Raw genomic sequence first — 24,377 nt, 5'->3', positions numbered from 1 at the left:
TCGTAGGCCCCCTGATACGGTCGCCCCGGTGCGCACCGCACCACGCGGGGGCGGCGGAGGGGGAGCGCGATGGCGCACACGAGGACCGGCACGGACGCGGGGCCGGCCGCGCTGACGGCCGCCGTGCTCTGGCTCGGCACCGGGGCGATCGCGGCGGCGGTGCAGTGGAACGGGCTCACGATCGGCGGCCAGGAGGCGGTCCTGCCGCTCACGATCCCCGGCTACGTCTGGGCTCGGCCGCTGCCCTGGTCGCTGCTCGTCGGGGTGATCGGCGCGGTCGTCGTCGCCGTCGTGCACCTGCTGGTGAGCCGGCTCGCCGGCGGATCGGGGCGGGCCGCCTTCGTCACCGTCTGGTTCGCCGCCGTGGTCGCGGGAGGAGTCGCGGGCCTCGCGCAGGACGCGGCGGCCGTCGCGGGGGCGCTCCCGCCGATGCGGCTCCGGATGCTGTTCTCGGGGCTGGGCGCGCAGGCCGCGGTCGGCGCCTACTGGGGACTCGTGCAGGGCTGGCTGCCCGCCCTGATGGTCGTGCTGCTGAGCCGTCGCGCGGGCCGGGACTCCGCGAGGCCGACGCGCCTCCGGCCCGTCCTGCTGGCGGGTGTCTCCGTGCTCGCGGTGACCGCCCTCGTCGTGGCGGGCGTCGTCGGGCAGCGCGAGGCCGACCGCAGCGCCGTCGCCGCGGACGCGATCGCGAACGGCTACGACGAGGACTCCGGGGCACTCCCCGATCCGTACGCGGAGGGCACGCCTCCGCCGACCAGCGCCCCCGCCGAGGGCCCGCTCGCCGCGGACGCCTGCACACCGGACGTCGCCACGCCCCTGTTCAGCGGCACGGACGCGGCCACCGGGCACCGGATGCTCACGATCGAGCTGCTCAACTTCTCCGAGGCGCCGTGCGTGATCGAGGGCTACCCCGACCTGGCCTTCGCCGACCAGAACGGCAACGCCCTCGACGTCGACCTCGTCCGCGGAGGCTCGTTCATGACCGAGGACGCCGGCCCCGTGCGCGTCGAGATCCCGGCCGGCGGCACCGCGGTCACGCGCCTCGGCTGGGACGCCGGAGCCACCCCGGGCGCCCTCGTCGCGACCACCCTCTACTGCGCGCAGATCCCCGGTGGCGTGCGCGGCTCCTGGCCGGTGCAGACCGACATCGTGGCGGGCGCGGAGGTGGCGGTGACCGCCTGGGCGCTGCGGCCGGCGGACGAGAGCGCCACGCCCTGATCAGCCGTGACTCGTCGGCTGCGAGCGGCGGCACCGCTCCATGCTGGTCCAGTAGCCCGCAGGGGCGTACCCATGCTGGTCGAGTAGCCCCGCAGGGGCGTATCGAGACCCGCCGTCACCAGCAAGACCAGGTCTGCAGACTCGTCTTCCGACGACGGTGGATCTCGATACGCCCGCTCCGCGGGCTACTCGATCAGCATGGCTTTCCTCCTGCGCAGAGGTGATCTTTCCTAGAGACCCCGCCGTCATCAGCAGAGCACGTCGCCTCAGTCGTGCAGCGTCGCCCGCGGGTACTCGCCGAAGCGGCGCGCGTAGGACGCGGAGAAGCGGCCCAGGTGCGCGAAGCCCCACCGGTGCGCGACCTCCGCGACGGAGAGGGCTCCCGCCTGGCCGGCCCGGAGCTCCTCCCGGACGCGGTCGAGGCGGATGCGGCGCAGGTAGTCGAGCGGGCTGAGCTCCAGCTCGCGGCGGAAGAGGGCCTGCAGGCCGCGCAGGCTCAGACCCGCGGCCGCGGCGACGTCCTCGACGGGGACGGGCTCGTGGGCGTGGGCGTGCAGGTACTCGATGGCGGCGCGGAGCCTGGCGGTCGACGGGAGCGAGAGCTCGGCGGGGACGGCGAGAGCGACGTGGGGGAAGGTGTCCAGCAGCGCGATCGCGGCGGTGCGGTTCGCCTCGCGGCGCAGCAGCTCCGGGCTGTCGGTGCTGTAGACGACGCGGGCGACGGTCGCGACGGTCGCTCCCCACTTCCGCAGGGCCTCGCCGGTGGGGCGAGCGCGGGTGTCGAAGAGGAGCGGGCCGGTGGCGCCCTCGTGCTCGGCGGCGACGCGCTCGAGGAAGGCGCCGTCGAAGTGCATCAGGTTCTGGCGGTAGTCGGTGAAGTCGAACTCCGCGGGCCGGTTGTTCACCAGCACGGCCGGCTGCCCGTGCGCCAGGACGACCGCGTCGCGGCCGAGGTCGGTCGCGCCGGAGCCGGCGGTGAGCCAGGAGACGATGTACTCGCCCTCGGTCAGGATCGAGCCGTGGACCGAGCCGGCGAAGAGGCTCCCGCGCAGGGTCAGCTCGTCGTCGCCGACGGAGGAGTAGCGGTAGGAGAAGCTCGGCACCGTCGGCTCGACGGTGAATCCGGCGCCGTTGTACTCGCCCTGCAGCAGCGTGCGCGCCTGGTCGAAGTCGGTGCCGCTCACCTCGGAGCGCCGCACGCGCGCGTGGTCCTCGTTCATCGGGGTCAGTTTTCCACTCCGGTCGGCGCCGCTCGCCGCCAGTGCGTTTCGTGGACAGTCGGGCCGTCAGCGCTGCAGCGTGCGGCTCGGATACTCGCCGAAACGGGCGGCGTAGGCGCCGGAGAAGCGGCCGAGGTGGGTGAAGCCCCAGTCGCGGGCGATGTCGGCGACGGTGCTGCGGGCGGGGTCGGCGAGCAGCAGGTCGGTGCGCGCGCGGTCGAGGCGCACGTCGCGGAGGTACTGCAGCGGCGTCGTGCCGAGGACCCGCTGGAAGGCGACCTGCAGACCGCGCACGCTGAGGCGCGCTGCGGCCGCGATCTCGAGCGGACCGAGCGCGAGGTGCGCGTTCTCCTGGACGAACTCCGCGGCAGTGCGCACGCTCGCGTTCCGCGGGGCGAGCAGCACCTCGGGCAGCACCGCGGCCTCCGGCGGGTACAGCTCGAGGAACGCCGCGGCCCCCCGGCGGGAGAGCCGGTCCCAGAGCAGCGGTGTCACGCGCCCGGAGCGGACCGCCGTCGAGATCTCCGTGATCGCGGCGTGCCAGCGGTCCGCGGCCGCTGTGTCGACCGGGCGGAGGTGGTCGAAGCGGAGCGGTCCGCGCAGGCCCCGCTCGCGGGCGATCCGGTCGACGTGGTCGCGGCCCAGGTGCACGAGCTTCTGGTCGTAGTCGGTGAAGGTGAACTCGAACGAGCGATAGGCGGGGAACAGCAGGGGGACGCCGCGCCGCTGCGGGATCGCGTCGCGCTGGAGGTCGATCGTCGAGCTGCCTGCGACGAGCCACTGCACGATGTAGTCTTCGCCGACGGGGATGTCGCCGGAGTTGGTGCCGCGCATCTGCGAGGTCCGCAGGGTCATCGCGGCGTCGCCGAGAGCGGCGTAGCGGAACGAGAACGGGGCGTCCGACGGGGTCACCGTCCAGTCGGTCCCCGCGTAGAAGCCGCCGAGGACGACGGGCGCCTGCTCGACGTCATCGCCGACGGCCTCGATGCGGATGCCGCCCTGGTCGGCGGGCGCGGGCACGGGAGCGGCCACTGGTGTCGGCTCGGACTCGCGACGCTGCGCCATCCGGCCTCCCCTGCACTCTCCCGCCGGCGAGCCGAACCCGGCCCGCGGGCCTGCCGGACGGCTGCGCCCGGCGGGCGGCCGACCCGAGCAGGGAAGTGAGCGACGATTTTACCGCGTCCGCCCGGGAGGAGGGCCTCCGGGCCGGGAGGAGGGGGGCGAGGCCGGGCCCGACCCCACCCCCGTGGAATCGGGCGACGCGTCCGGTTCGTGGCGGGCGTCGAGACCGGAGGGCTGATTCCACCCCTCGAGCGGCGCGTGCGCGCGTGCGCTCGAGAGTCGAAGGAGACGGGGGCCGGGTCTCGCGATCGCCCCCAGCCTCCCGCACGGCCGCGATCGTGTCCAGGGGACCGGCTCTCCGGCGTCGCGGCCGATCCGCCCGGCGCCTAGGCTCGCGGAATGGCGAGGCGGAGGGTGTCGGAGCGCGCGCAGGCGTTCCTCCTCTCCCGGCCGTGGACGCTGGCCGTGCTCAGCGCGGCGTTCGTGGCGATGATCGTCGTCCTCGGCTCGGACGTCGACTGGGATCCGACCGCGGTCGTCGGCGGCGGCCGCCGGCACGCCCCGCTCTGGCTGGTGGCGGGCGTCGGGCTGCCGTTCTTCGGCACCGGAGTCGTGGTCGGCGTCGTGAAGCAGATCGGTCTCGCGCGGCGGCGGCGCGCGGCACCCCGCACGCCGAGCCCCGACGCCGAGCAGCTGCGCCGGGACGGACCCGGCTGGCTGAGCCGCCGCGAAGACGAGGCGCGCGAGCGAGCGGAGGCCGCCCCCGCGCTCAGCCGGCGCGAAGGGCGAGCGGCCCGGCGCAGGGAGCCATGGAGAGCAGGCAGCAGCCGGCGCTGATCGGCAGGGCGGGGAAGAGGCCGACGTTCATGCGGTGGTGGGTCTCGATACGCCCCTTCGGGGCTACTCGACCAGCATGTGTGCGAGCGTCTCTTCCCAGTAAACGCGCCCTCCGTCAGAACGGCGCGGGTGCATCGTCGAAGTGCGGCCCCGGCAGTGGGTCCGGCGGCCGCCCTGGCAGTGGCGGCGGCCGGTTGCTGACGCGCCGTCCGGTCGGCGTCGTCCACACGATCTCGCCGCCGTCGCCCTTCGCGTACGTCCACCGGTCGCCGTGCCGGAGGTGGTGGTGACTGGTGCAGAGCGACACGAGGTTCTCGAGCGACGTCTCCCCTCCGTTGCGCCACTCGACCGTGTGATCGGCCTCACTGGTGCTGGCGGGACGGGTGCAGCCCGCGAACCGGCAGGTCTGATCCCTCAGCTGCAGGTGCAGGCGCATCTGCGACGGCGGGACGCGCCACGTCCGCCCGACGGAGACGACGGCGCCGGTGTCCGGATCGGTGAGCACTCGCGTGAACGAGGCGGCGGTCCGGATCAGCTCGCGAGCGATGACCGCGGGGACGGGCCCGTAGCCGTCGAGCTCCCCGGGAGCGTCGTCGAGACCGACGGCGGTGGACGCGGCGAGCGTCAGCCGCACCTCGGCGCGGACACCGGGGACGAAGGTCGGGTCGGGGCGGTCCTCGGCGTCGGGAGTGGTGCCGAGGATGTCGCCGTCGCAGAGCAGGTCGACCGCCGCGTCGGCGCTCAGCTGCTGCAGAGTGCGCGGGTCGCCGTCGTCCCGGAGGGCGCGGGCGATGCGCCGCAGCCGGTCGTACGCACCCGTCACTGACGGTGCGGGAGCGTGGAGGCTGAGCGTCGCCATCCCGTCCACATCCGGGGTGACCCAGACCGCGCGATCCTCCCGGGCACGCGCGTACCGCTCGGCGAGCGGCTGCTCGTGCAGCTCCTCCCTCCAGCGGCGCAGGGCCCGGCGCAGCTGCGTGAGCGTCATCGTCGGCGCCGCCTCGGCGGCGTACTCGTCGAGTGCGGCGCGGGAGGCTTCGGGAAGGCTGCTGGCGGTGGCGCAGATCGCCTCTCCTTCCTCCCAGTGCAGACGCGCCTGCGCGAGCAGCGCCCGCGTGAGCGGCAGGTGCTCCATCAGCAGCTGCGCTGTCTCGAGGCGCCGGGAGATCACCTGCTCGGGCAGGCCCTCCGCGACCGCGAACTCGGCACGGATCGAGCGCTCGACGAGATCGCGGGTCTCGCTGCGGGTCGCCCCCCGGGCGTACGCGTCCGAGTCGGCGAGGGCCTCGAGGTGGCCGGCGTACAGCTCTTCCGCCTCGGCCAGGCGCAGCGGCGCGGCGGCACGCGCGAACGCGGCCGCGCGGTCGCCTCGCCCGCGCACGCCGGCGGGTACCGCGCCGTCCGATCCGTTGTCCGTCATACGAGTATTGAATCAGGGACCACCGACACCGGGGTCGGCGAGCTACTCCGGCGGGACGATCGGGGCCTGAAGTCGGCGTGTGGAGGAGCCCTGTGCTCGCGGTCGGGTCTCGAGACGCCCTTCGGGCTGCTCGGCCAGCGTGTTCCGACGCCGCTCCCCCTCGCCCGAGAGAGGCTCGCCCGATGGACGGGGCCGACCAGCGCGACGGCGCGGAGCCGAGCCTCACCGTGACGACCGACGCCGACCGCCCGCTCCCGGCGGAGCGGATCGGCCGGCTGACGCGCTGACGCGTCCTGTGGTTGGGTTACCGCACCGACGAGACCTGGAGGACGACGTGCCCGACCACGACGAGACCTGCGCAGCCGAACTTCGGAGCCGATCAGCGAAGGCCGCGGCATGAACGGCGTCGGCCCGATCGACGTGGCCTTCACCGCGCCGATCGGCGTCACCGTGAGGGGCGACCTCTGGTCGTGCGTGGAGGTGCCCGACTCCGTCGCGCTGTTCGGCACCGGCAAATCCGTGAAGGTCGTCGCGACCGTCGACGGCGAGCCGCTCACCGCGGGCCTGATGCCCACGGGCGCCGGCGGCCACATGCTCTCCATCAGCGCCAAGCTCCGCACGAAGCTCCGCAAGGACCTCGGCGACGAGGTCGCCGTCCACCTGACGGAGCGCCTGACCTGACGGCCGGACCGCCGGAGAACGGCGGATCTCCTTGGAAGAGTCGCCCGCAGAACATGCTGGTCGAGTAGCCCCGAAGGGGCATATCGAGACCACACCCGCAGAGACATCTGTCGCTCTCGCGACTCTCGCCTACGCGTCACGGGCGAGAGTCGAGGACAATCATTCTGCGATCGACGTCTTCAACGTGATCAACGAAGCGATGGCGCCCGAGCAGAGGTGGTGGCGGAAGTGAGTGGCTACAGCGAGCAATCGCAACGCCTCGCGCGAGAGCTCGCGGAGAAGGCCGCGAGGAACCTGCGGCGGTCGGGGCGCTCCGTCGTGCAGGATGCGGTGACGGGTCGGTACATCGTCGGTCCGCGTGCGGGCGGCAACGCGGCCGTCCCTCGGGGCGAGGAGTCCGGTGGGCCGAGTGAGGAGCTCCGCTCGAGAGCCACGCGCCGAGCGAGCTGACGCCCTCTCCTTGCTGGTCGAGTAGCCCCGCAGGGTCGTATCGAGCGGCGAAGCCGCTTCGCGTCTCGGTGACGGGGGAAGGACGCGGTTGCGCCGCAACATGGTGGTCGAGTAGCCCCGCAGGGGGCGCATCGAGACCCGTCGTCATCAGCAGGGCGCGTCTGCGGACTCGACTTCTGACGCTGGTGGATCTCGATACGCCCGCGACGCGGGCTACTCGATCAGCATGGAACGACGACCGCACTCCATGCTGTCCGCAGCGCCCCGCCCCATGCTGGTCGAGTAGCCCCGCAGGGGCGTATCGAGACCACACCTCCGGCAGAACGGGGGATCTCCTTGGAAGAGACGCCCGCAGACATGCTGGTCGAGTAGCCCCGCAGGGGCGTATCGAGACCCACCACCGCATGAACGTCGGACTCTTCCCCGCTCCGCTCGATACGCCCGCGCGGCGGGCTACTCGATCAGCAGGAGACGGCGAGGCGGGCTACTCGACCGGAACTCACGGCAGGACGCCGTCCGGGCTGCGCCACTCCGGGTGGCGGGCCTCGACGGCGTCGGTGGTCACGTACTGGGTGTCCGTCGTCAGGGCGAACGGGCTCTGGACGTCGAGCTGCACGTAGTCGAGGCGGCCCCAGACGGAGACGTGCCAGTCGCCCGGGGAGTCGCCGTCCCAGGTCGCGGTGCCCTCGGCGCCCGGCCGGGTGAACCACAACTCGGCGCCCTCGCCGGTCTCCGCGGCGTCCCGCGTCAGCTCGTCCGCGACCCAGCCGTCGTCGAGCAGCTCGCGCTCGATCGCCTCCTGCACCTCCCCGCTCGCTCCGGGTCCCGCCCCCTGCGGCACCAGGCGGAGGAACAGCTCGACCCAGCGCTCGTCCTCGCGGCTCACCGAGGGCTTGCCGCCGCGCACCGACACCCGGAGGTCCGCACCGATCAGCACCGGATGCAACGACTCCGCGGCATCCACCGCGCTGTCGCCGAGCTCCTCCGCCGCGAGGATCTGCTCGTCGACGCCCGCCGTCGGCCCCGTCGCGCAGCCGGTCAGCAACCCGAGCAGCACGACGCCCACGACCGCCGCACGCCTCCTGCCCATCCGCCCACCGTATCGACAGGTGCAGTCGGGCCCCGCGAGGGCTAAGGTTCGCGAGACGCGACCCGACGCGGATGGACGGATCCTGGCCGACCACGATCGTCGGTGCGCCCGCATGCGGAGACCCCATGGACGCTCGACGACGCCTGCTGGTGGTGGCCGGGGCGATCGCGCTGGTGCTGGTCGCGGGGGCCTTCGTGCTCGACGCGACCGCCGGCCGCCCCGGCGACGGCAGCCCGATCGGCGCGGGCGCGACCGGATCCGCGGGCAGCTCCTCCCCCGGCGCTACCGCCTCCCCGAACAGCACCTCCCCCGCCACCCCGGGCGCGACCCCCGACGGCACCACCGTCACCCCACCCGACCCCACGGACCCCGCCGCCGTCGCCGACCCCTCCGCCCCGCTCGAGGTCTCCGGCCCCGCCCCCGTCGACACCGGCCTGCCCGACTCCACCCCGCGCGCCGCCCTCGTCTCCCTGCCGCTGCCCGCCGCCGCGAGCGCCACCCGCGCGCTGGTCGCCGGCTACCCCTCCGCCGTCGTCGCCCCGCTGCCCGACTCGATCGTCGCCTCGAGCTCGGTCGAGCCCGCCGGCGACGCCCTGCGCTCAGGCCTCACCGCGACCGTCGCCCTCGACGCCGAGCAGATCACCGAGAGCTACCGCCGCTCGCTCGCCGCGCTGGGCTTCACCTCCGCCGCCGTCGACGCCCCCGCCGGCGGCGCCGCGATGGTCTTCACCGCCGGCGAGGACACCGTGAGCCTCTCCGTCACCCCCACCGGCACCCCGCGGATGAGCTACTCGCTGATCGCCGTCCTGCACCCGAGCGGCGGCTAGACGTGTACATCTCCCTGTCCGACCGGCCCGAGGGCGCCGCGGAGCAGCCGGCGCGCGGCACCGGCCCGTCGCGCATCGCCCCCGCCGTCATCGCACTCGGCATCGTCAGCCTCTTCACCGACATCTCCTCGGAGTCGACCGCCGCGATCCTCCCCTTCTACATCACCGCCGCGCTGGGCATGTCGACGCTCGCGTACGGCTTCCTCGACGGGCTGTATCAGGGCGTCAGCGCCTTCGTCCGGATCGGCGCCGGCTGGACCGCCGACCGCACCGACCGCCCCAAGCTCGTCGCCCTCGCCGGCTACGGCCTGTCGATGCTCGCGCGCCTGGGCCTGCTGGCCGGCAGCGGCCCGGCCGCGCTCACGGCCGTCGTCACCGTCGACCGTCTCGGCAAGGGGATCCGCACCGCACCCCGCGACGCGATGATCTCCGCCTCGTCCGACCCGGCGTCGCTCGCCCGCTCGTTCGGCGTGCACCGGATGCTCGACACCGTCGGCGCGACTATCGGGCCGCTCCTGGCGTTCGTCGTGCTGCTGCTCGTGCCAGACGGCTACTCGACGGTCTTCGTGCTGTCGGCGGCGTTCGCGACGCTCGGCGTGGTCGTGCTGCTGCTGTTCGTGCCGGACGTGCGGACCCGCGTCGCCGGCGGCACGGCGCGAACGAAGCTGCCGTGGCGCCGCCTCTGGGACCGGCGCCCCCGCCGCCTCCTGCTCGCCGCCGGCCTGCTCGGGCTGCTCACGGTCGGCGACGGCTTCGTCTACCTGGTGCTGCAGAGCCGCAGCGGCTTCGCGGCGCAGTGGTTCCCGCTGCTGTACGTCGGGACGAACGCCGCCTACCTCGCCCTCGCGATCCCGTTCGGCCGCCTCGCCGACCGCTGGGGCCGCGCGCGGATGTTCGCCGCCGGCCACGTGCTGCTGCTCGCCGTCTACGTGCTCGCGGCGTCGCCCGCCTCCGGGCTCGCGGTGACCATCGCCTGCCTGCTGCTGCTCGGCGCCTTCTACGCCGCGACCGACGGCGTGCTCGCGGCCGTCGCCGGGGCGAGCGTGCCCGCCGAGATCCGGGCGAGCGGGATCGCGGCGGCCCAGACGGTCGTCGCGGTCGCGCGGCTGTTCGCGTCGGTCGGATTCGGTGCGCTGTGGCTGTGGCTCGGCCGGGAAGGCGCAATGATGGCGATCGCCGTGGGTCTTGCGGCGGCGCTCCCCCTGGCGGTGCTGCTGCTGCGCGAGCGCTTCGCGGAGAAGAAGGCATGACGGCCGGTCAGGCGGGCCGCCTCTCGGACCGCGCGCGGTGGATCATCGCCGTGGTGGCCGCCGTCGCCCTGCTCGGCGGCGCGGCTGTGTATGGGGCGGGCGCCTGGGCGCGGTACCAGGCGCGCGCCTCCGCCGACTCGGCCGTGGCCGTCTCGACCGGCGCCCCCGCGGACGGCGACCGGATCGTCTTCCGCAACACCGCGAGCGGCCAGGGCTACGGGCTGGTCGCCTCCGTCCCGCTGGCCGACCCGGGCGCCGCGCGCACCCTCACCGACCGCGCCTGCGACCGCGTCGCCGCGACCGAGTCGATGGAGCTCTGCCTGCGCACCGACCGCGGCGTGCTGACCACCTTCGAGGCCGTGCTGACCGGTGCCGACGGCAAGACCCTGCAGACGTGGCCGCTGCCGGGCATCCCCAGCCGCGCTCGCATCGGCGACGGGATGCTGAGCACCACCGCGTTCGTCACCGGCCACTCGTATGCGCCGACCACCTTCTCCACGCAGACGGTCATCCGCTCACTCGACCCGGCCGTGCCGGACCCGGGCGACCTGGAGTCCTTCGCGCTGAGCGTGGCCGGGGCGCCGCTGACGGCCGCGGACCGGAATCTGTGGGGCGTCACCTTCGCCGACGACGGGGACACCTTCTACGCGACCGCGGCGTCGGGGTCGCGGACGTGGCTGGTGCGCGGGAGCATTTCGGCGCGGACGATGACGGCGATCCACGACACGGCGGAGTGCCCATCGCTCTCGCCGGACGAGACGCGGGTGGCGTACAAGAAGGACGTCGGCGACGGAGTGCCGGACTGGCGGATCGCGGTGCTGGATCTGGCGTCGGGGGTCGAGACGGTGCTGCCGGAGGAGCGGAGCGTGGACGATCAAGTGGTGTGGCTGGATGACGGGACGCTGCTGTATGGGCTCCCCCGCGAGGGCGCGGCCGGCGACACCGACGTCTGGTCGCTCTCGGCCGACGGCGAGGGCGACCCCGCGCTGTATCTCGAGCACGCGTGGTCGCCGTCGGTTGTCCGCCCCTGACATCGCACTCCCACCGGCGAGCCGCCCCGTTCCGCCGACGAGTCCGCCCGGCGGCGGCTCGACTCGCATAGGCCGACCCGAACGGACTGACAAAAGCACGGTTCTCGGGTATCGACACGACAGCTACCGAACGACCGCCAGGGGTACTCGCTTCTCCAGGCAGCCTCATCCGGTCACGCGAACCCAAAACGCCAGGAACGATTCAACTCCCAACCGACGCCGGACGCCACGCATCACGCGAGCGATCTGACCCCGCCCCACGGCGATAGGCAAAGAAAAACCCCCGGTGCTGGTCAGCTGGACTGAGGAGCGTTGAACCCGGGGGACTTCTGGCATGTAGCCTACACCGCGTGACCATGGCAGGACAACCAGCAGCTGGCCCTCACTCAGACCTGCAACGCGGCATCTCGGGACCTCGGTTCCAGACGTTCCTCGCAGCAGCCAGCGGTGATGCGGAACTGGCGCGAGAACTGTACGTGTGGAACCGCGATGTTTCGGTTGCGATCCTCGGTGACATCGCGATCCTCGAGGTTGCCCTGCGCAACGCTATGCACGACGCCGCTACTAGGGCTTGGGGTCCGCACTGGTACGCGGACCCGTCGGTTCTGCTCGACGAGCGCAGCAGCGGCCAGCTCGCTAGCGCCTGGCAATTCCTGCACGAGTCGGTCAAGAAACGCGCTCAGGACGTAGACGTTCCCGGCCGCGTCGTCGCTCAGTGCATGTTCGGATTCTGGACAAACCTCCTTGACGCGGGAGGACACATCGGCAGGCCTCCACGACGGGTTTCTGCTGATTACGACAAGCTCTGGGACCAAGCGTTCCGTTCCGCATTTCCAGGTGGAAGGATCGAGGCCCGAACACAACGCAATGCCTTGATCCAGGCAATCCCTCCAGGCCCTTCCCAGCAGAAGGAGGTCATTAGAATGCGACAGGAAGTCGCATTCAATCGCAACTGGATCCACGGCGTCTGCAAGACCGTGAACGAGTTGCGGAATCGGGTTGCGCATCACGAGCCGATTCTCAACGGCTTCCCACTGAAAGGCCAACAAAATCGAATGACGACGGAGGCCGGCCACGAGCAAATACGCATGCTCGCCCGCATGCTAGACGCTCCACTCGCGACATGGCTTGACGGCAACTCACCGGTTCCCGCACTACTCGCGCGACGTCCCCAGTAAACGCTGCGCCTCCAGATCCCCGAACCCGCCTCGGTCGCCATCACCGACGGTGCCGCCTTGGCCGAATGATTGACGGCGGACTCTGCGCCCAGCCAGTTGGTGCATTTGCGGCGCCCGTCACCAGCAGCGAAACCGCACAGGTACCCGGGTGCCAAGAGTAAACTACGGCACTTGATTCAAACGGCCCGAAGTATCAAGCGCGTGCTTGGCGTTGCGCCTGCGCGACCTGCGCCGAGGAAATGCCACTAGGGAGCCGGTTGGGAATAGTGAGATCTTTCGAGAAAAACATGATCTCAGAACCCATAGGCCGCTCCTGGTTTGCCGAATACGCTAATCCATATCGGATCTGAATGGCGTGAGGGTATAAACGAGTGATTTCGGGGCGCGCATCGTAGGACACAATCCACGGATGCGCAAGAGAGTCGACTGCATCGGCAATCATCGCATGGTCAGCGGCATCGTAGAAATTATCGTAGAGACCCTCCCCTTTTTCAAAGTACGGAGGATCCAGGTAGAGGAATGCCGCATCTTCGGCTGGATCGCTCCACCGCTGAACGTATTGCACCGCATCCTCGTTAGAAACTATGATACTACTCCGATGACGGCCAATTTTTCGGATGCGCTGGATTAGCGACTCTTTATTATATCGAGCATCAATTTTCCATTGACCCGTCTGGTCCAACCCGCCAATAACGCCGCCACTAATTATGCCAGATCGGTTAGTGCGATTGAGGAAAAAGGTGGCGAACCCCAACTCAAGCCCCTCGGCCGCTGCTGAGGCTGCAATTGCGCGTTGCTCATACCAAGTGGACATGGTCACAGGAGTGCTGTCGATGAGTGCGCAAAGCTCCTCTGTTTGCGATACAGCGCTTTTCCAAAACGCGTGCACGCCTGGATTTAGATCGTTGATGAAAGCGCGATCGGCGTAGCCCTCGTAGAGCAAGGAGAGAGCGACGGAAGCGCCACCAGCGTAGGGCTCCACATAGTCGTTGCCCGCTAAATTGTTTTCAATCATGAGCAACTTGACGTAGTTCGCAATTTTCCCCTTGCCGCCCGGGTAACGCAACGGCGAGGGAAAACGAGAAAGTTGATTCACTTCCAGACGGCTTCCAGGAAGGGCTGCATTTCGTCCCAGGAGGTGCGTAGCTCGCTCGGCTTGGGGAAAGAGTACGAGTTGTGGACGTACTGATTAAAAGTAACCATACTCGCCGCAAGACCATGCTTGTTGTTCGCAATTTGCTGAATTACAAGATGCAGCTGCTTAGGAATCGCGGAATTGGACAGCAAGTGATTATTCACATCTTTAAGTCGCTTTGCAAGATTTGGATTATTTTCGTCTGAAATCAACTTATGCCTTACAATGTAGTCATCGACTGATAACTCGACAAAGACGCGAAAGAGAACTGATGCCGCATTGGGATGCTTATCGGCGTTGATAGTCACCAGCTCTTGGTAGACATCGTTGGTCCGCGGAGCACTCGGGTTGATCTTGGCTTCGCTTGCGGCGACGGCAACTCGCTGAGGTTTCGGTTTAGGCTTCGACTTAGCACTCTTGGTCGTAGTCGGCGTTTTTAAGGTCGGAGCGGCGTCACCCTTTGGCAGGTCAGTCAACTTGACTGGTGCCGTCAGCTCAGTCGCCGGGTCCGGAAGCTCGTCTTCGGCAAAAGTAGCAATATAGGCTTGGCGCTTTTTGTCGTCGTAGATGTCCGGAACGGTGACAGTTTGGCTACGAAGGTCGTTCGCAATTTTACGGAGAGCCTTAGCAATCTGCTCGGTGGGATACTTGAGATCAATTGCTTGTCGACCACAGTCAGGCCAAGTGCATCCCTGACTTTCGGCGAATTGACGAGCCGCTGGACGTTTGTGGCGATTTTAGACTTCGATTCAGGCGGTCCATCAATCTCCGCAAGAAAATCAATGACTTGTCCAGAATAGGATCGGACCGCATCGCCACCATGCCGGGCACGGAAGCGATCTTTCTCGTCCGAGTCCCACTCCACGAGTCCAATGCCATCCTGAGCACCGCCATGGCGACCCATAACAAAGTCATTTGCAATCGGTTCTTCATCGGGCTCGTAGAGCACGCAGTGAACCAAATCGATAGGATCCTTCTGAAACCTTTCGGACAGAGAAATCAACTTCTTGAACTCGGAAGGCATCAAAGCGGCTTGGACAATCGTGGGGGTCTCTAGAGCCTTCAGCGCGAGAGTTCGCCGATTCCCTTCAAGCACCGTATAACGCGGTTTTTTATCTGGTGTGCGCACGACGGTGAATAGCTGAGCGGGGTCAAGTCCGTCTGACACGATGCTCTCGGCAAGTTTCACAAGACGCTTCCCTTGGTGCGTCGCGAGAGCATGAATCGTGGCTTGCTGTGTTTCTTGCTCTTGTCCTAAGCGGGCGTTTTTTCGGTCTAGGAGCAGTTCGCTGACGGGTATGTCGGTCCGTTGTGCCACTGTGCGCCCCCAAAAATGTGAAACCTGTCCTGTCAAATGTAGCGCTAGCGACACTGCGGATGCCGCCCCCGAGACCGGTAGTCGGACGCCGCGTGGCGTCGAGGCGCGCAGGGGGTCGACGTTGCGAGCGCTTACTTGACACGGTGCGGCGGAGACCTCGGGCATCAGTCGATCGCTCGGCGACTGCGTTCACCGCGTTGACGTTGCCGGCTGATGCTGGAAGTGTCGGAGAATTCCCTCGGTGCGGTGCGGTGCGGTGCGGTGAGGTGAGCACATCGTGGGCGGGTCGGGCCTAGTCGACGTCGGCGCGCAAGCGCGCCATGACGTGCTCTACATTGATGCCCTTCTTGTTCAGGCTCGCCGCGAATGTCTCCCACGGCTCCGAGCTGTCGCAGCTGTTGCCGGCGTCGGCGCGAGCAGAAATCGCTCTGCCCGACCGTCTGGCCTCGGGCGCATCGGTCGCAGCGTCTTTGCGAAGCTGCGCCTGTCCGCGCGCGTCGCTGGCGAGGCCGCGCAGCTCGTTCGAGGTCTTGCCATCCTCGCCACCGCGACTGGCGGCCGTGTCATACGCAAGCGCTTGGGCTTCAACTTGCGCGACGACATTGATCGCCGTCTCGCCAGAGCGGGAGCGTCCTGCGCGCGGTAAGCGAGCCTGTCGGCTTCCATGACGAGCTGTGAGGCCTCGGTGCGCTCCTCGACGCTCTTTCGATCGCTCTTCGGCCACAAGAGCGCCGAGGTCACACGCCGTAGCGGCCCTGAACCTTACGGCCAATCGTGTCAGCCGTGGCCACAGCACGGTCGTCAAACCCGTGTCACATCTGGGCTATCTCCGCAACGCGGGCGATGTCCGAGACGGTTACGTTCTCCCACCACTGGCAGCGATCGACCACGGCGACCTCCGCGACGGCTACGCTGCGCGTCAAATCTGGTGGACATCGCGCGTACCGCGACGGCATCCTTGCGCTCAGCGCCTCAGAGCATCTGCTCGCGCAAGCGGAAGAACTTCTCCGCGATCTATATGGCCGCAGTCAGCGCGGTCTGGAGGGCGGCGTTGGTCGATTCCTCTACACCGCCGTCTGCGTCGTTATCGCTCATGGTCGATCCCCTCGTTCGGTGGTGATGGTCTCAGCGGCCGCGGTCATCGTCCCGGCAACGCTGCGGGGCTGACGCGTCACCCGCCCAGTTCATGGTGCGCTTCTCCAGCGGCTTCTGCACCGGCGTACCGTCGGCCCAGCCGCGCTCCGCGGACATCCGCGTCTGGACCCTGCTGCTTCTCCACGGTGAGCGTCGGCTGGGTCGGCATCGCCCCGCCGGCGTCGGGCAAGGAGGGCCTCTGCTGTGACACAACCTGCAGACGCTGCCGCATCATCATGCGCACGTCTTGAGTACGGCAGGTATCACCCCGCGGCACGGTGGATGTCGTGCACCGCGCGAGAGCTTCTCGAGCTCGCGCAACCCGAGCGCCAACGCGACGGTCGGCTTGCCGGACTGCGCGACGTTCTCAGTACCGTCGCGTTGCGCGACAGAGGGCCACGACATCGACCGCGCCTTCGTCACGTACGCGCGAAGTTGAGCGGATCGCGCCAACGATCTCGACGCTCCCGCGAGCGGTCCCTGGGTCGGCTCGACCCGCCGCGACCAGGCCGCGAACGCGCCGACTGTCTCCCTGGCGACGCGCGCCCATATTCCGCGATCCTCGAAGGAGACGCTGCTGAACCTTTCCCGCAATGCTCCGAGATCCCAGGCGCACTGCGACCACAGCTCCGGCGACGGTTCGCGCATCTCGGGGCCCGGATTTGCCGGCTTGTATCGCTACGGTCTCTTCGACGTCACCCACCACTCCTTCGCCCTTCCCGCGTTAGCTAGGTAGGACATCAGCCCGGACATCTGCGCGCGGAGCGCGGTGTTCATCCTCGCCGCCCCGCCAGCCGATCAATCGTCGCCTCAAGCTTGGGCACCAGGCGCCGGCACTCCGGCGTACGCATCCTCCGCCTGGTCGAGCTTGACGCGCTCTTCCTCGGACTCGTCCCGCATCTCGTCGGGTCCGTGGGCAGCGGCTCAGCAGGACCGAGATGCTGCAGCGTCACCCAAACAGGCACCTTCCTAGCCCAGCGAATGGTGTGCGAGGCTCATCCCAGACGAGAGCGGGCCCAACGGAAATTTTCTCGCAGCCGAGGTCCTACTGCACTAAGGTGACACGAAAGTAGCCGATCTTGGGGGCCAGATGCGTGAACGTCCATACTCCGACTCCGTTGACCACCCCCCGTACTACGGCGGTGCCGACGCACCTATCGAGTGCATCGACGTGGTTGAAAGCATGAACTTCTGCAGGGGTAACGCCATTAAGTATCTCTGGCGTGCTGGCGGCAAGCAGAATGAAATTGAAGACCTCTATAAGGCCAAATGGTACGTCGAACGGGAGATCGCGCGGTTGGAGCGGGCGGCCGAAGCCGAATCAGCGGGCGGCCCGGAAGTGAATTCGCAGGAAGAGTCTTGACGCTTACGGTGCTCGCCATCAACGTCAACTCCCCCTCTGCTGAGCGCGCGGAACGTCAGCGGCTTGCGCTGATCTCCGCTGGTGCCGACGTGTTGGTTCTGACGGAGGTCAAGAAATCGGCAGGCGGTGAGGCGTTGGTCAACGGTCTGCGCGCGGACGGCTTCCGCGTCCACGGTTGGGAGCTTTCGTTCAACGGGTTCACAACTCTGGTCGCAACAAAAGTGCCCGCCACATATGTGCGCACGGGTGCGGGCCGCATCCAAAGTGTTGCGCTCGAGGCGACGCCACGAATGTCAATCCTTGCCGCGTATGGCATCTCCTCCGATCCGTTCGGCCGCAACTCACAGGACAAAATTGCGGAGAAGCGGAAGTGGTTGCGCCAGTTCGCTGATCAGGTGCGGCGGGAAGCGAGCGCTACGGCCAACTTGCTGGTCATCGGGGATCTGAATTTCGTCGACGACAGAAGCCTCCCGCAGTACAGAACTATGTATGACTTCGAGAGGCAAGCATACTCTGACATGCTCTCCACGCCCCTCACAGATCTGCTTGCCGACTCTGACCAAGTCTCCTGGGCTTCATACAAAGGCGAAGGCTTTCGATACGACCATGCCTTCTCCACCCACACTCTTCGTGCCCACGTGGTCAAGACGGAACTGGAACATCAATGGCGGACTGGAGATGAGCGCGTCACAGATCACTCAGCTGTACGCGTGGAGACAGACCTAGAATTTACCCCGGACCACGGCGAACAAATCGTGGGCGTCGAACCCCCAACGCTCTTCTAACAGCATGTTCATCGGATTCATGGGAGTTCCCGGATGCGGAAAATCTGCGACGGCTCACGCTTTAGCGATGATGCTTGGCGGCTCGGCGTTCCTCGAGCCGGAAGAGCCCGAATGGAGTCCACTCGTCACCGATCGACAGGCGAACGGCCAATTCGGGCCGTACCTTGCATTACAGTGGTTTAGGAACACTCGTGTGCCCGGTTACCTCGAAGCTGCGAAGATCCACGCCTCCGGCGGTGACGCAGTCGTCGACAGCATGTACGACAAGCTCATCGCGCGCTATATGGCAGACGAGAGCATGCGCTGGCTGATCTCACCCGAAAACCCCTACTTCGACGCAGCTCAAAGCGCCGCGGAAGTGGACTACGCGTCGTTGCCTGACCCCACCCATCTAGTGTTCGTACAGGTTGACGAGCCCACCTGGAATACCATGCTGACTAAGCGAGGTCGAGAGTTCGATGCAGGGGTGGACATTGGCGAGAATCTCGCGATGCAGGAACTGATGTCTGACGTAGCACGCGCTTACACAGCCGAGAAGGGCGTGGAGTTCATCGTCCACCGACAGCAGGTCGGATCGCCTGAGGAGACTGCGGAGGACGTGCGGCTCCTCCTTGAGAGTATTCAACGCTATGCGATCTAACGCGCTTAGGCTCGAGGTCGCCTTTCAACGCCAGGGCGATCCCATTCTGTTCAGCGACGTCCCAACGCCGGCGCAGTTCGGTGCACTTCTTTGCCATGCGGCATTTGGCCGCGCCACGAACGCGTCAGACTGGCGCAGCATGAGCGGGTCGCGTCCAGACGTGCTTGCGGACGCTTGGTTCACAGAGTCTGCGGACCTCTGGAAACTACTCGCCTCGGCCATCGAGGCGTGGGCGACATCCGCTGAGCGGGATGCGGGGGTCGCCCTAGGGTACTGGCTAACGTCGATGAGACTGCGTGGCGTCTCCACCCAGCAGGTTGCGCTGCTAACTCGGTTTCTTGCCGAACCTCTCTTTCGCAAGCGGCCGCAGAAGACGAAGAGTGTCCGACGCTACCCAACGGGGGGCATTTCAGAAAAGCAGGCAATCCTCCTTCCGGCGGTCCTCCGGTTGTTGAGCGAGCGGGCCGGCCTGAACTCAAGCTTTCTTGTCGCCCGCAGATTAGGGCACACAGGGGGGACGAGCGACAAGCTTCGCATTCTTCCCGGCTTCCGCCCGATGTCCGCGGCGGCGGTGAGCGGCTGGAGCGGCGAGCCCCCGGCGGTGAGGTACTTCACTGCCGGACCCGACTTCTGCCCTCGCGACGAGGTGCTGTATTTCCTCCGAGGTGAGACCGGTACCGTCCGGCAGGTCGGACTCATCGTCGCTAGCATCATCGCCAAGCAGTACGCCCTGCAAACCGATCTGACGCTCCTCGACGTCCTATACGGCCCTGGCGCGTTCTTCTACACACGGGGTGAAGCGGATGCATTCGTCGCACTCGCATCCAAAGTGTGTGCCGGGCTACCACTGTTTATTGATTTCAGAGTCCGCTCAACATCGCGGGTAACTTGGCGGAGCATTGGTAATGCTACCGAGATCAGTGAAGTCCTCGACCTCCTCGACGCTCCCGCCGACCTATCAATTCCCGAAGGAAGTGAACTCGCGCTCTCGGCGTCTTTCGCTTCACATCTCGCTCAATGCCCTTCGCTGACCGAGAAAGACATCCATTCCACGGTCGTGGACGCATGGCGTGATGGGACTCTGAAAGAAAACCTACTGTCCCTATGGCAAGATCATGGTGTCGAAGCGCCCTTTCTCGCAAGAGTAAGGGACACGGGGGCCGAAGCGATCCTTCAAGGGTTGCCGTTCACGGACATTACTGCGTCTTCTACCGGAACCCTGACATCGAAGGACACAGTCGAGCTCGCTGACATGGTGAACAATCGGCTGAACGTCTACACACCAGGATCTGGTGGACTCCCCCTCGCACCTGGAGCCGGGGGTATCATGCTTGGGGCCGCGCTCGGCACACTTGTGGAACGCGGTCAGCCGCTAGTGCGAGTGTATGCGCCACACAAAGCCGACGCTGAACTCCTGCAAGACTTGGTCGACAATTTTGAGATATCGGAGCCCAAGAGATGAGCGTTCGATACGGACGTCGATATCGCGATCCTGTGCACGGCTATGTCTACGTGCCGCAGGAGCTTGTCGAGCTCGTGGACTCGCCATTCATCGCACGACTGCGACGCATTCACCAAAACGGCTGCGGTCACGTGGTCTACCCCTCGCTAACTGGAAACCGGTTCGAGCACGCTCTCGGCGTTATGCATCTCGGTATGAAAGCCTGGGATAGCGCCTGGCACAACGCCGGATTTACAACACAATCCGCGTTAGCAGGGGACGTTTATAAAGACTTGGTGGCAGATGGCAGAGATCCATACTTCTCGCATCTCCAAAAGCGCGACCGCCTCGAAGATCGCGAGCGAGTGTGGGTCGACGCCTTCGGCAAGATCATGCGGATAGCACTGGGGGCCGCGGCGCTACTTCACGACGTCGGTCATGGACCGTACTCACACACCCTCGAACCGGAGTTTTCGCGGTTCCGTGAGCGCATCTTTCAAGAGGAAACGCTAGTGGAACTCGCGCGCATCGAAGAAGAGTCACCAAGGCTTCAGTTCCACGAAGTGTGTGGGCAGCTCCTTGCGGAGCGTGCGCTCGCCTCTTTGAAGGATGAATTTTGCACCTGGATCACGATGCAGATTCTGACAGGCGACCGTGCGACCACCCCTCAGTGGGCTCGCGCTATCCACCACATTATCTCTGCTCCAATTGATACGGATCGACTGGACTACCTGTTACGCGATTCCTCCCGCGCAGGAACAGAGTTCGGAGCAATCGATGTCGAGCGGATCCTCGAGTCGATAACAATCGAGGCGCGCAGCGACCCGAAGCCCGAATGGTTCATCGGCTACGGTTCGCGTGCTATCTCGGCCATTGAAACCCTCCTCACCAACCGCGAGCGCGCCTACCGGTGGGTTTACTTCCACGCGAATGCACTCGCCTCGGACACTGCGCTGCGACGTCTCGTCCACGAAGCGTTCACCCGCGAGGAAGACGACCTCTCACAGTTCGACTTTCTATCGAAGTGGGGAGATGAGCACGCTTACGACGGTTCAGCCTGGGTCGATGACGCGATGATCATCAGCTACCTGAACTCCGTGCTCCAGCGGACGCCAAGCAGTGACACCAAGGTCGAGCGGCTGCGTGCCCTTCATCGTCTCGCCTTTGACGGGGACCGTGGGGTGCTGTTCGCGTGGCGCAGCTACGAAGAGTTACTTGCCGGGCTCCGGGCGATGAAGCTTGATTGGTGCGAGAATCTCGTCGAACAAGCGAAGCGCGCTGAGGAAACGGTCGCCGACCGCAGTGGCGCAGCCCGCACTTGGCGAGCCAATGAGGAGAACTTCGCGGCCGCTCTGAACGCGGTAGCGAAGCTACGACTCGAGGGTGACGAGAATCTGGAGCACACCGTCGAGTCGCTTCTGAATGGGCGGCACGGGCAAGTAGCCTCAGTCAGAGGAACATGGATCGTTACTCAGCGCCTTCGTTTCTCGATGCGGACCGCGAAAATTCAACTATGGCACGACTCCGTGCCCATCAGCTTCGAGCGGCTATCGCCCATTGCGAAGGGACTCGAACAGGCCGACGACATGCGCCTGAAACTTTGGGCGTGCTTCGTGCCATTTGAGCGAACAAGCTACGACCGCGGAGACCGCGCGCATAGCGGGTCTGAGGTCGCGCGCATATTCCTATCCGAGTTCATCGGCCCCACAAAGTCAGCTTCACAGAAGCAAACCAAGGAGTGATTTATGGAGAAGCTCGCACCTCTCGAACAGCTCATCAAGATACGACAGGAACGACTGAACGCGCTGATTTCAGCTCTTGACCGCTGTCAGGCAGACCGCGTTTCATTTGTGCGCCTATACCGAGCTGTAAACGACCTGACGGACAGCTACAGAACGCGTGGCTGGGACCTTTTTGAAGCCGACCTGGACCTTCTTGCAGATCTCGACTGTCTCGCGCTGTACGACGGCGACGTCATCGTGAAACCTGCTCCCGCGCTCACCGGGGGTTAGCTTATCCTGATAGATCTGAGGCACCGGCTGCTTCTGCTGCTACCGAACCGCCACAGCACAAAGCGCTGAGACCACCTTGTCAACACCCGGTCCGGTACCCGTCTCATCCGTCGCCGCCTGACTGCGCCGATGGCAGCCGGAAGCGAGAAGCAATGACCGGGATAGCGGGCCGCGCTTCTACAACCCGGCGGCCACCGCGACCTTCGGCTGCACGGGCTTCGTCTTGATCGGAGGCGAAGCCGCAGGCGTCACGATGAGCCGGCTGTCGACTCGAACGGTGCGCCTCCAAGTAGCACCGCCCGTGAACAACGGTGCGGACGCAGCACTCGCAATCGCCACGCCCTGCAACTCCTCACCCTGCGCCTAGCTCGCGACGGGGACAACTTCACCACCGGCGCGCGGCCGCCTGCGGCAAGCGCAGCAGCCGGGCAGTGTGGCGGAGATTGCGGAGGCTCGGGTTGCGGTTTGGGGCGCTCATCGCGGGTCCGCCTCGAACGCTGCGGGGATACCGAGGAGGTCACACATGCGCGCTTCCCGCTCCGGAGTTAGGGCTGCGGTGTGTGTTGTGTCGGCGTTCCCGACGAGGATTACGGCGCTTCCGTAAACGTGGCTGGGGTCGCGAAGGGGGTTGGCGACGAGTTTGGCGGGGCGGTTGATGATGCTCACGTTGATCATGCCCTCGTCGTCTTCCCGCAGGTCGATCGCGTGCTCGGAGCGGATCACGTCGAACCAGTGGCAGCCGATCGTGGGGCAAAAGCGGTCAGGGCTTGCTGTTTTCGCTGCCCGGCCAGCGCTCAAAACTTGCCGGCCGAATATTCTTCAGCGCTTGCTGACGGCGCGGTCCAGGTCGGCTTCGGATGGCAGTGCGGCCTGGTCCTCGAAGGCGGAGGTTGTAGCTGGCGATTGCGATGGGGGATGCGTGCTACTCGCCAGCGCGTACCGCACGACGCGATCGATTTTGTCGGTGCAGAGCAGCAGGCCGACGGTGGGCGCATGCGCCGCACGGCGGAGATGGTTCTCCACGACTCCGACGTAGAACCCGAGCTGGCCGACGTACTCCGGCCTGAACTTCCCCACCTTCAGCTCCACGACGACGTAGCGCAATTGCTCGATGTGGAAGAAGAGGAGGTCGACGGAGAATTCGTCGGCGTCGACGTCGAACTCCACTTGCCGGCCGACGAAGCTGACGCCGCGTCCGAGTTCTCCCAGAGTTTCGATGATTCGATCGACGAGGGCCTGCTTGATCTCGTCACACGTGGCCGGGCTCGACGGTGAGGAAGTCGAAGATGCATGGGTCCTTCGTTATCTGTTGGACGATATCTGAGGTTGTCGGCTCGAGAATGTGATCGAAGTTCGTGGAGGCTGCGCCGAAGCGCTGGTGCGCGTGCGTCTTGATGTGGTGCTCGAGAGTGCTTCTCGTCCAGCCGTTGGTGACCGCGTGTTCGGCGGACCACTCTCGATCCTCTCGGTCGGTGAGATTGTCGAGCAGCACGGTGATGTGGCCCCACGGCAATTGGGCAACAGCGTGTTGCCCGATCTCCTCTAACGACGGCCAGGCTCGCGCGAAGAGCGCGTCTACTTCAGATTGCGCAGCAAGAACCCGGTGACGCCGACGAACTCGGCGCGGAGGTCAGCCGAGAGGCGCTGGATGTCCTTGTCGCCCCACGCCGCGCGTTCCGTCTGCTCCACGAGGACCCACCCGATCCACCGATTGAGGTGGATCAGCTCCGTGTTGGCCGACGCTGCACCCGAAACCGGGCCGTGCGCACCTGCTCCTCAAAGCCGATGAGCAATCCGGCGTAGTCATCGGGAAGAGCCGGCTCGGTCATGTACTGAGCCCATGATCCGCAGAGGACGCCACTGCGCGAGGGGCAGCAGGCGCACAGTGCGGCCCGCCGGGTGAGCAGGAAATCAGGGTGCTCGGCGTTCACCACTGTCTTGGCGAATCGATGCAGCTTCCAGTGCCGCGTGCAGAAGATGCCGGTCGCGATCTTCACCCGCACCCACACGCGCGCCCTCGTCAGCCAGCTCAACAACGAGATGATCGGCGCTTAACAGGCCTTCAGCGGCACGCACGGTAGCTGGCTCGAGTCGTGTGGCGGATCACGACCGCGGCCTCGGCCTCTGCCCTTCCGTGGTGGCTGCGCCTCAGCGGGCTCTCCGTCCTAGGCGCGTTGCCCTTTATCGCGACGCAGATACTCGCCGGACAAACAGTCGGCACCATCATCGTCCGGGTCGAGACCCCCTGTCGCGCTCAAGCGGACGGCGCCTCCTATGCTCAAGCG

27 protein-coding genes are annotated in these 24,377 nt (G+C 66.7%); 14 read left to right on the top strand and 13 right to left on the bottom strand.

From position 1 onward, the window contains the following. Positions 1–69 precede the first annotated feature (69 nt). Positions 70–1,218, top strand: a complete 1,149-nt coding sequence (locus tag HQQ86_RS15305) for a DUF4232 domain-containing protein (RefSeq protein WP_173289111.1) — start codon at positions 70–72, stop codon at positions 1,216–1,218. Between the two features lie 266 nt (positions 1,219–1,484). Here the strand turns inward: HQQ86_RS15305 and HQQ86_RS15300 are convergent, their stop codons facing one another. Both HQQ86_RS15300 and HQQ86_RS15295 read right to left on the bottom strand, forming a co-directional pair. Beyond that, complete coding sequence (locus tag HQQ86_RS15300) at positions 1,485–2,438, bottom strand: AraC family transcriptional regulator (protein WP_173289110.1); 954 nt, start codon at positions 2,436–2,438, stop codon at positions 1,485–1,487. Positions 2,439–2,504: 66 nt separating this feature from the next. Next, a complete protein-coding gene (locus HQQ86_RS15295) occupies positions 2,505–3,503 on the bottom strand; it encodes a helix-turn-helix domain-containing protein (RefSeq protein ID WP_173289109.1) in 999 nt (332 codons plus the stop codon). 396 nt (positions 3,504–3,899) lie between these two features. On the opposite strand from HQQ86_RS15295, the gene HQQ86_RS15290 reads away from it, so the two are divergent. After that, on the top strand, positions 3,900–4,337 hold the full coding sequence (locus tag HQQ86_RS15290; RefSeq protein WP_173289108.1) for a hypothetical protein: 438 nt from the start codon (positions 3,900–3,902) through the stop codon (positions 4,335–4,337). Between the two features lie 115 nt (positions 4,338–4,452). On the opposite strand, the gene HQQ86_RS15285 is transcribed toward HQQ86_RS15290, so the two are convergent. Continuing rightward, entirely contained in the window at positions 4,453–5,757 is a 1,305-nt protein-coding gene (locus tag HQQ86_RS15285) for an HNH endonuclease signature motif containing protein (RefSeq protein ID WP_173289107.1), read from the bottom strand. Positions 5,758–6,153: 396 nt separating this feature from the next. On the opposite strand from HQQ86_RS15285, the gene HQQ86_RS15280 reads away from it, so the two are divergent. Next, entirely contained in the window at positions 6,154–6,438 is a 285-nt protein-coding gene (locus tag HQQ86_RS15280; protein WP_173289106.1) for a DUF1905 domain-containing protein, read from the top strand. 949 nt (positions 6,439–7,387) lie between these two features. Here the strand turns inward: HQQ86_RS15280 and HQQ86_RS15275 are convergent. Continuing rightward, positions 7,388–7,978, bottom strand: coding sequence for a hypothetical protein (locus HQQ86_RS15275; RefSeq protein ID WP_173289105.1), 591 nt, complete (start codon positions 7,976–7,978; stop codon positions 7,388–7,390). A gap of 125 nt (positions 7,979–8,103) precedes the next feature. On the opposite strand from HQQ86_RS15275, the gene HQQ86_RS15270 reads away from it, so the two are divergent. The 4 genes from HQQ86_RS15270 (at position 8,104) to HQQ86_RS15255 (ending at position 12,264) form a co-directional block, all read left to right on the top strand. Then, on the top strand, positions 8,104–8,805 hold the full coding sequence (locus tag HQQ86_RS15270) for a hypothetical protein (protein ID WP_173289104.1): 702 nt from the start codon (positions 8,104–8,106) through the stop codon (positions 8,803–8,805). 8 nt (positions 8,806–8,813) lie between these two features. After that, positions 8,814–10,055, top strand: coding sequence for an MFS transporter (locus HQQ86_RS15265; protein WP_367948701.1), 1,242 nt, complete (start codon positions 8,814–8,816; stop codon positions 10,053–10,055). Then, positions 10,052–11,086, top strand: a complete 1,035-nt coding sequence (locus HQQ86_RS15260) for a hypothetical protein (RefSeq protein ID WP_173289102.1) — start codon at positions 10,052–10,054, stop codon at positions 11,084–11,086. The genes HQQ86_RS15265 and HQQ86_RS15260 overlap by 4 nt, the downstream gene beginning before the upstream one ends. Before the next feature lie 350 nt (positions 11,087–11,436). Further along, positions 11,437–12,264, top strand: a complete 828-nt coding sequence (locus tag HQQ86_RS15255; RefSeq protein WP_216845557.1) for a hypothetical protein — start codon at positions 11,437–11,439, stop codon at positions 12,262–12,264. A 193-nt stretch (positions 12,265–12,457) separates the two neighbouring features. Here HQQ86_RS15255 and HQQ86_RS15250 read toward each other — a convergent pair whose 3' ends face one another. The 4 genes from HQQ86_RS15250 to HQQ86_RS15235 all read right to left on the bottom strand — a co-directional run bounded on the left by HQQ86_RS15250 (position 12,458) and on the right by HQQ86_RS15235 (position 15,441). Continuing rightward, the gene (locus HQQ86_RS15250; RefSeq protein WP_216845556.1) at positions 12,458–13,360 is read right to left on the bottom strand and encodes a DNA adenine methylase; all 903 of its coding nucleotides are present in this window, start codon (positions 13,358–13,360) and stop codon (positions 12,458–12,460) included. Next, positions 13,357–13,707 (bottom strand): hypothetical protein, encoded by a 351-nt coding sequence (locus HQQ86_RS15245; RefSeq protein ID WP_173289101.1) that lies wholly within the window; start codon positions 13,705–13,707, stop codon positions 13,357–13,359. Before HQQ86_RS15245 ends, HQQ86_RS15250 begins: the two co-directional genes overlap by 4 nt. A gap of 182 nt (positions 13,708–13,889) precedes the next feature. Beyond that, positions 13,890–14,717, bottom strand: a complete 828-nt coding sequence (locus HQQ86_RS15240; RefSeq protein ID WP_173289100.1) for a hypothetical protein — start codon at positions 14,715–14,717, stop codon at positions 13,890–13,892. A 292-nt stretch (positions 14,718–15,009) separates the two neighbouring features. After that, positions 15,010–15,441, bottom strand: coding sequence for a hypothetical protein (locus HQQ86_RS15235; protein ID WP_173289099.1), 432 nt, complete (start codon positions 15,439–15,441; stop codon positions 15,010–15,012). A 119-nt stretch (positions 15,442–15,560) separates the two neighbouring features. On the opposite strand from HQQ86_RS15235, the gene HQQ86_RS15230 reads away from it, so the two are divergent. From HQQ86_RS15230 to HQQ86_RS15200, 7 genes are all read left to right on the top strand, one after another. Then, complete coding sequence (locus tag HQQ86_RS15230; RefSeq protein ID WP_173289098.1) at positions 15,561–15,884, top strand: hypothetical protein; 324 nt, start codon at positions 15,561–15,563, stop codon at positions 15,882–15,884. 1,057 nt (positions 15,885–16,941) lie between these two features. After that, positions 16,942–17,214 (top strand): DUF3310 domain-containing protein, encoded by a 273-nt coding sequence (locus tag HQQ86_RS15225; RefSeq protein ID WP_173289097.1) that lies wholly within the window; start codon positions 16,942–16,944, stop codon positions 17,212–17,214. 8 nt (positions 17,215–17,222) lie between these two features. Further along, positions 17,223–17,999, top strand: coding sequence for an endonuclease/exonuclease/phosphatase family protein (locus HQQ86_RS15220; RefSeq protein ID WP_173289096.1), 777 nt, complete (start codon positions 17,223–17,225; stop codon positions 17,997–17,999). A gap of 4 nt (positions 18,000–18,003) precedes the next feature. Beyond that, a complete protein-coding gene (locus HQQ86_RS15215) occupies positions 18,004–18,639 on the top strand; it encodes a hypothetical protein (protein ID WP_173289095.1) in 636 nt (211 codons plus the stop codon). A 139-nt stretch (positions 18,640–18,778) separates the two neighbouring features. After that, positions 18,779–20,101, top strand: coding sequence for a hypothetical protein (locus HQQ86_RS15210; RefSeq protein ID WP_173289094.1), 1,323 nt, complete (start codon positions 18,779–18,781; stop codon positions 20,099–20,101). Next, a complete protein-coding gene (locus tag HQQ86_RS15205) occupies positions 20,098–21,822 on the top strand; it encodes an HD domain-containing protein (protein WP_173289093.1) in 1,725 nt (574 codons plus the stop codon). Before HQQ86_RS15210 ends, HQQ86_RS15205 begins: the two co-directional genes overlap by 4 nt. A gap of 3 nt (positions 21,823–21,825) precedes the next feature. Next, positions 21,826–22,092: a hypothetical protein gene (locus tag HQQ86_RS15200; RefSeq protein WP_173289092.1), complete on the top strand. Its 267-nt coding sequence runs from the start codon at positions 21,826–21,828 to the stop codon at positions 22,090–22,092. A gap of 474 nt (positions 22,093–22,566) precedes the next feature. Here HQQ86_RS15200 and HQQ86_RS15195 read toward each other — a convergent pair whose 3' ends face one another. The 5 genes from HQQ86_RS15195 to HQQ86_RS15185 all read right to left on the bottom strand — a co-directional run bounded on the left by HQQ86_RS15195 (position 22,567) and on the right by HQQ86_RS15185 (position 24,089). After that, on the bottom strand, positions 22,567–22,815 hold the full coding sequence (locus HQQ86_RS15195) for a hypothetical protein (RefSeq protein WP_173289091.1): 249 nt from the start codon (positions 22,813–22,815) through the stop codon (positions 22,567–22,569). 96 nt (positions 22,816–22,911) lie between these two features. After that, positions 22,912–23,337 carry a PDDEXK nuclease domain-containing protein gene (locus tag HQQ86_RS20975; RefSeq protein ID WP_367948700.1) on the bottom strand — a complete coding sequence of 142 codons (426 nt, stop codon included), beginning with the start codon at positions 23,335–23,337 and terminating at the stop codon, positions 22,912–22,914. A gap of 4 nt (positions 23,338–23,341) precedes the next feature. Next, positions 23,342–23,605 (bottom strand): DUF1016 N-terminal domain-containing protein, encoded by a 264-nt coding sequence (locus HQQ86_RS20970; protein ID WP_254072135.1) that lies wholly within the window; start codon positions 23,603–23,605, stop codon positions 23,342–23,344. Positions 23,606–23,667: 62 nt separating this feature from the next. Next, complete coding sequence (locus HQQ86_RS20965; RefSeq protein WP_367948678.1) at positions 23,668–23,781, bottom strand: hypothetical protein; 114 nt, start codon at positions 23,779–23,781, stop codon at positions 23,668–23,670. A 32-nt stretch (positions 23,782–23,813) separates the two neighbouring features. Then, on the bottom strand, positions 23,814–24,089 hold the full coding sequence (locus HQQ86_RS15185) for a hypothetical protein (protein ID WP_173289090.1): 276 nt from the start codon (positions 24,087–24,089) through the stop codon (positions 23,814–23,816). Positions 24,090–24,377 lie beyond the last annotated feature (288 nt).

The sequence above is a fragment of the Rathayibacter sp. VKM Ac-2857 genome (genome assembly GCF_013205025.1).
Classification (GTDB): Bacteria; Actinomycetota; Actinomycetes; order Actinomycetales; family Microbacteriaceae; genus Rathayibacter.
This window is presented reverse-complemented; position numbering and strand designations above follow the sequence as displayed.

Coding starts and splice junctions, on each gene's coding strand:
- HQQ86_RS15305 (WP_173289111.1), top strand. CDS start 70: ATGGCGCACACGAGGACCGGCACGGACGCGGGGCCGGCCGCGCTGACG.
- HQQ86_RS15300 (WP_173289110.1), bottom strand. CDS start 2,438: ATGAACGAGGACCACGCGCGCGTGCGGCGCTCCGAGGTGAGCGGCACC.
- HQQ86_RS15295 (WP_173289109.1), bottom strand. CDS start 3,503: ATGGCGCAGCGTCGCGAGTCCGAGCCGACACCAGTGGCCGCTCCCGTG.
- HQQ86_RS15290 (WP_173289108.1), top strand. CDS start 3,900: ATGGCGAGGCGGAGGGTGTCGGAGCGCGCGCAGGCGTTCCTCCTCTCC.
- HQQ86_RS15285 (WP_173289107.1), bottom strand. CDS start 5,757: ATGACGGACAACGGATCGGACGGCGCGGTACCCGCCGGCGTGCGCGGG.
- HQQ86_RS15280 (WP_173289106.1), top strand. CDS start 6,154: ATGAACGGCGTCGGCCCGATCGACGTGGCCTTCACCGCGCCGATCGGC.
- HQQ86_RS15275 (WP_173289105.1), bottom strand. CDS start 7,978: ATGGGCAGGAGGCGTGCGGCGGTCGTGGGCGTCGTGCTGCTCGGGTTG.
- HQQ86_RS15270 (WP_173289104.1), top strand. CDS start 8,104: ATGGACGCTCGACGACGCCTGCTGGTGGTGGCCGGGGCGATCGCGCTG.
- HQQ86_RS15260 (WP_173289102.1), top strand. CDS start 10,052: ATGACGGCCGGTCAGGCGGGCCGCCTCTCGGACCGCGCGCGGTGGATC.
- HQQ86_RS15230 (WP_173289098.1), top strand. CDS start 15,561: ATGTCCGAGACGGTTACGTTCTCCCACCACTGGCAGCGATCGACCACG.
- HQQ86_RS15225 (WP_173289097.1), top strand. CDS start 16,942: ATGCGTGAACGTCCATACTCCGACTCCGTTGACCACCCCCCGTACTAC.
- HQQ86_RS15215 (WP_173289095.1), top strand. CDS start 18,004: ATGTTCATCGGATTCATGGGAGTTCCCGGATGCGGAAAATCTGCGACG.
- HQQ86_RS15210 (WP_173289094.1), top strand. CDS start 18,779: ATGAGCGGGTCGCGTCCAGACGTGCTTGCGGACGCTTGGTTCACAGAG.
- HQQ86_RS15205 (WP_173289093.1), top strand. CDS start 20,098: ATGAGCGTTCGATACGGACGTCGATATCGCGATCCTGTGCACGGCTAT.
- HQQ86_RS15200 (WP_173289092.1), top strand. CDS start 21,826: ATGGAGAAGCTCGCACCTCTCGAACAGCTCATCAAGATACGACAGGAA.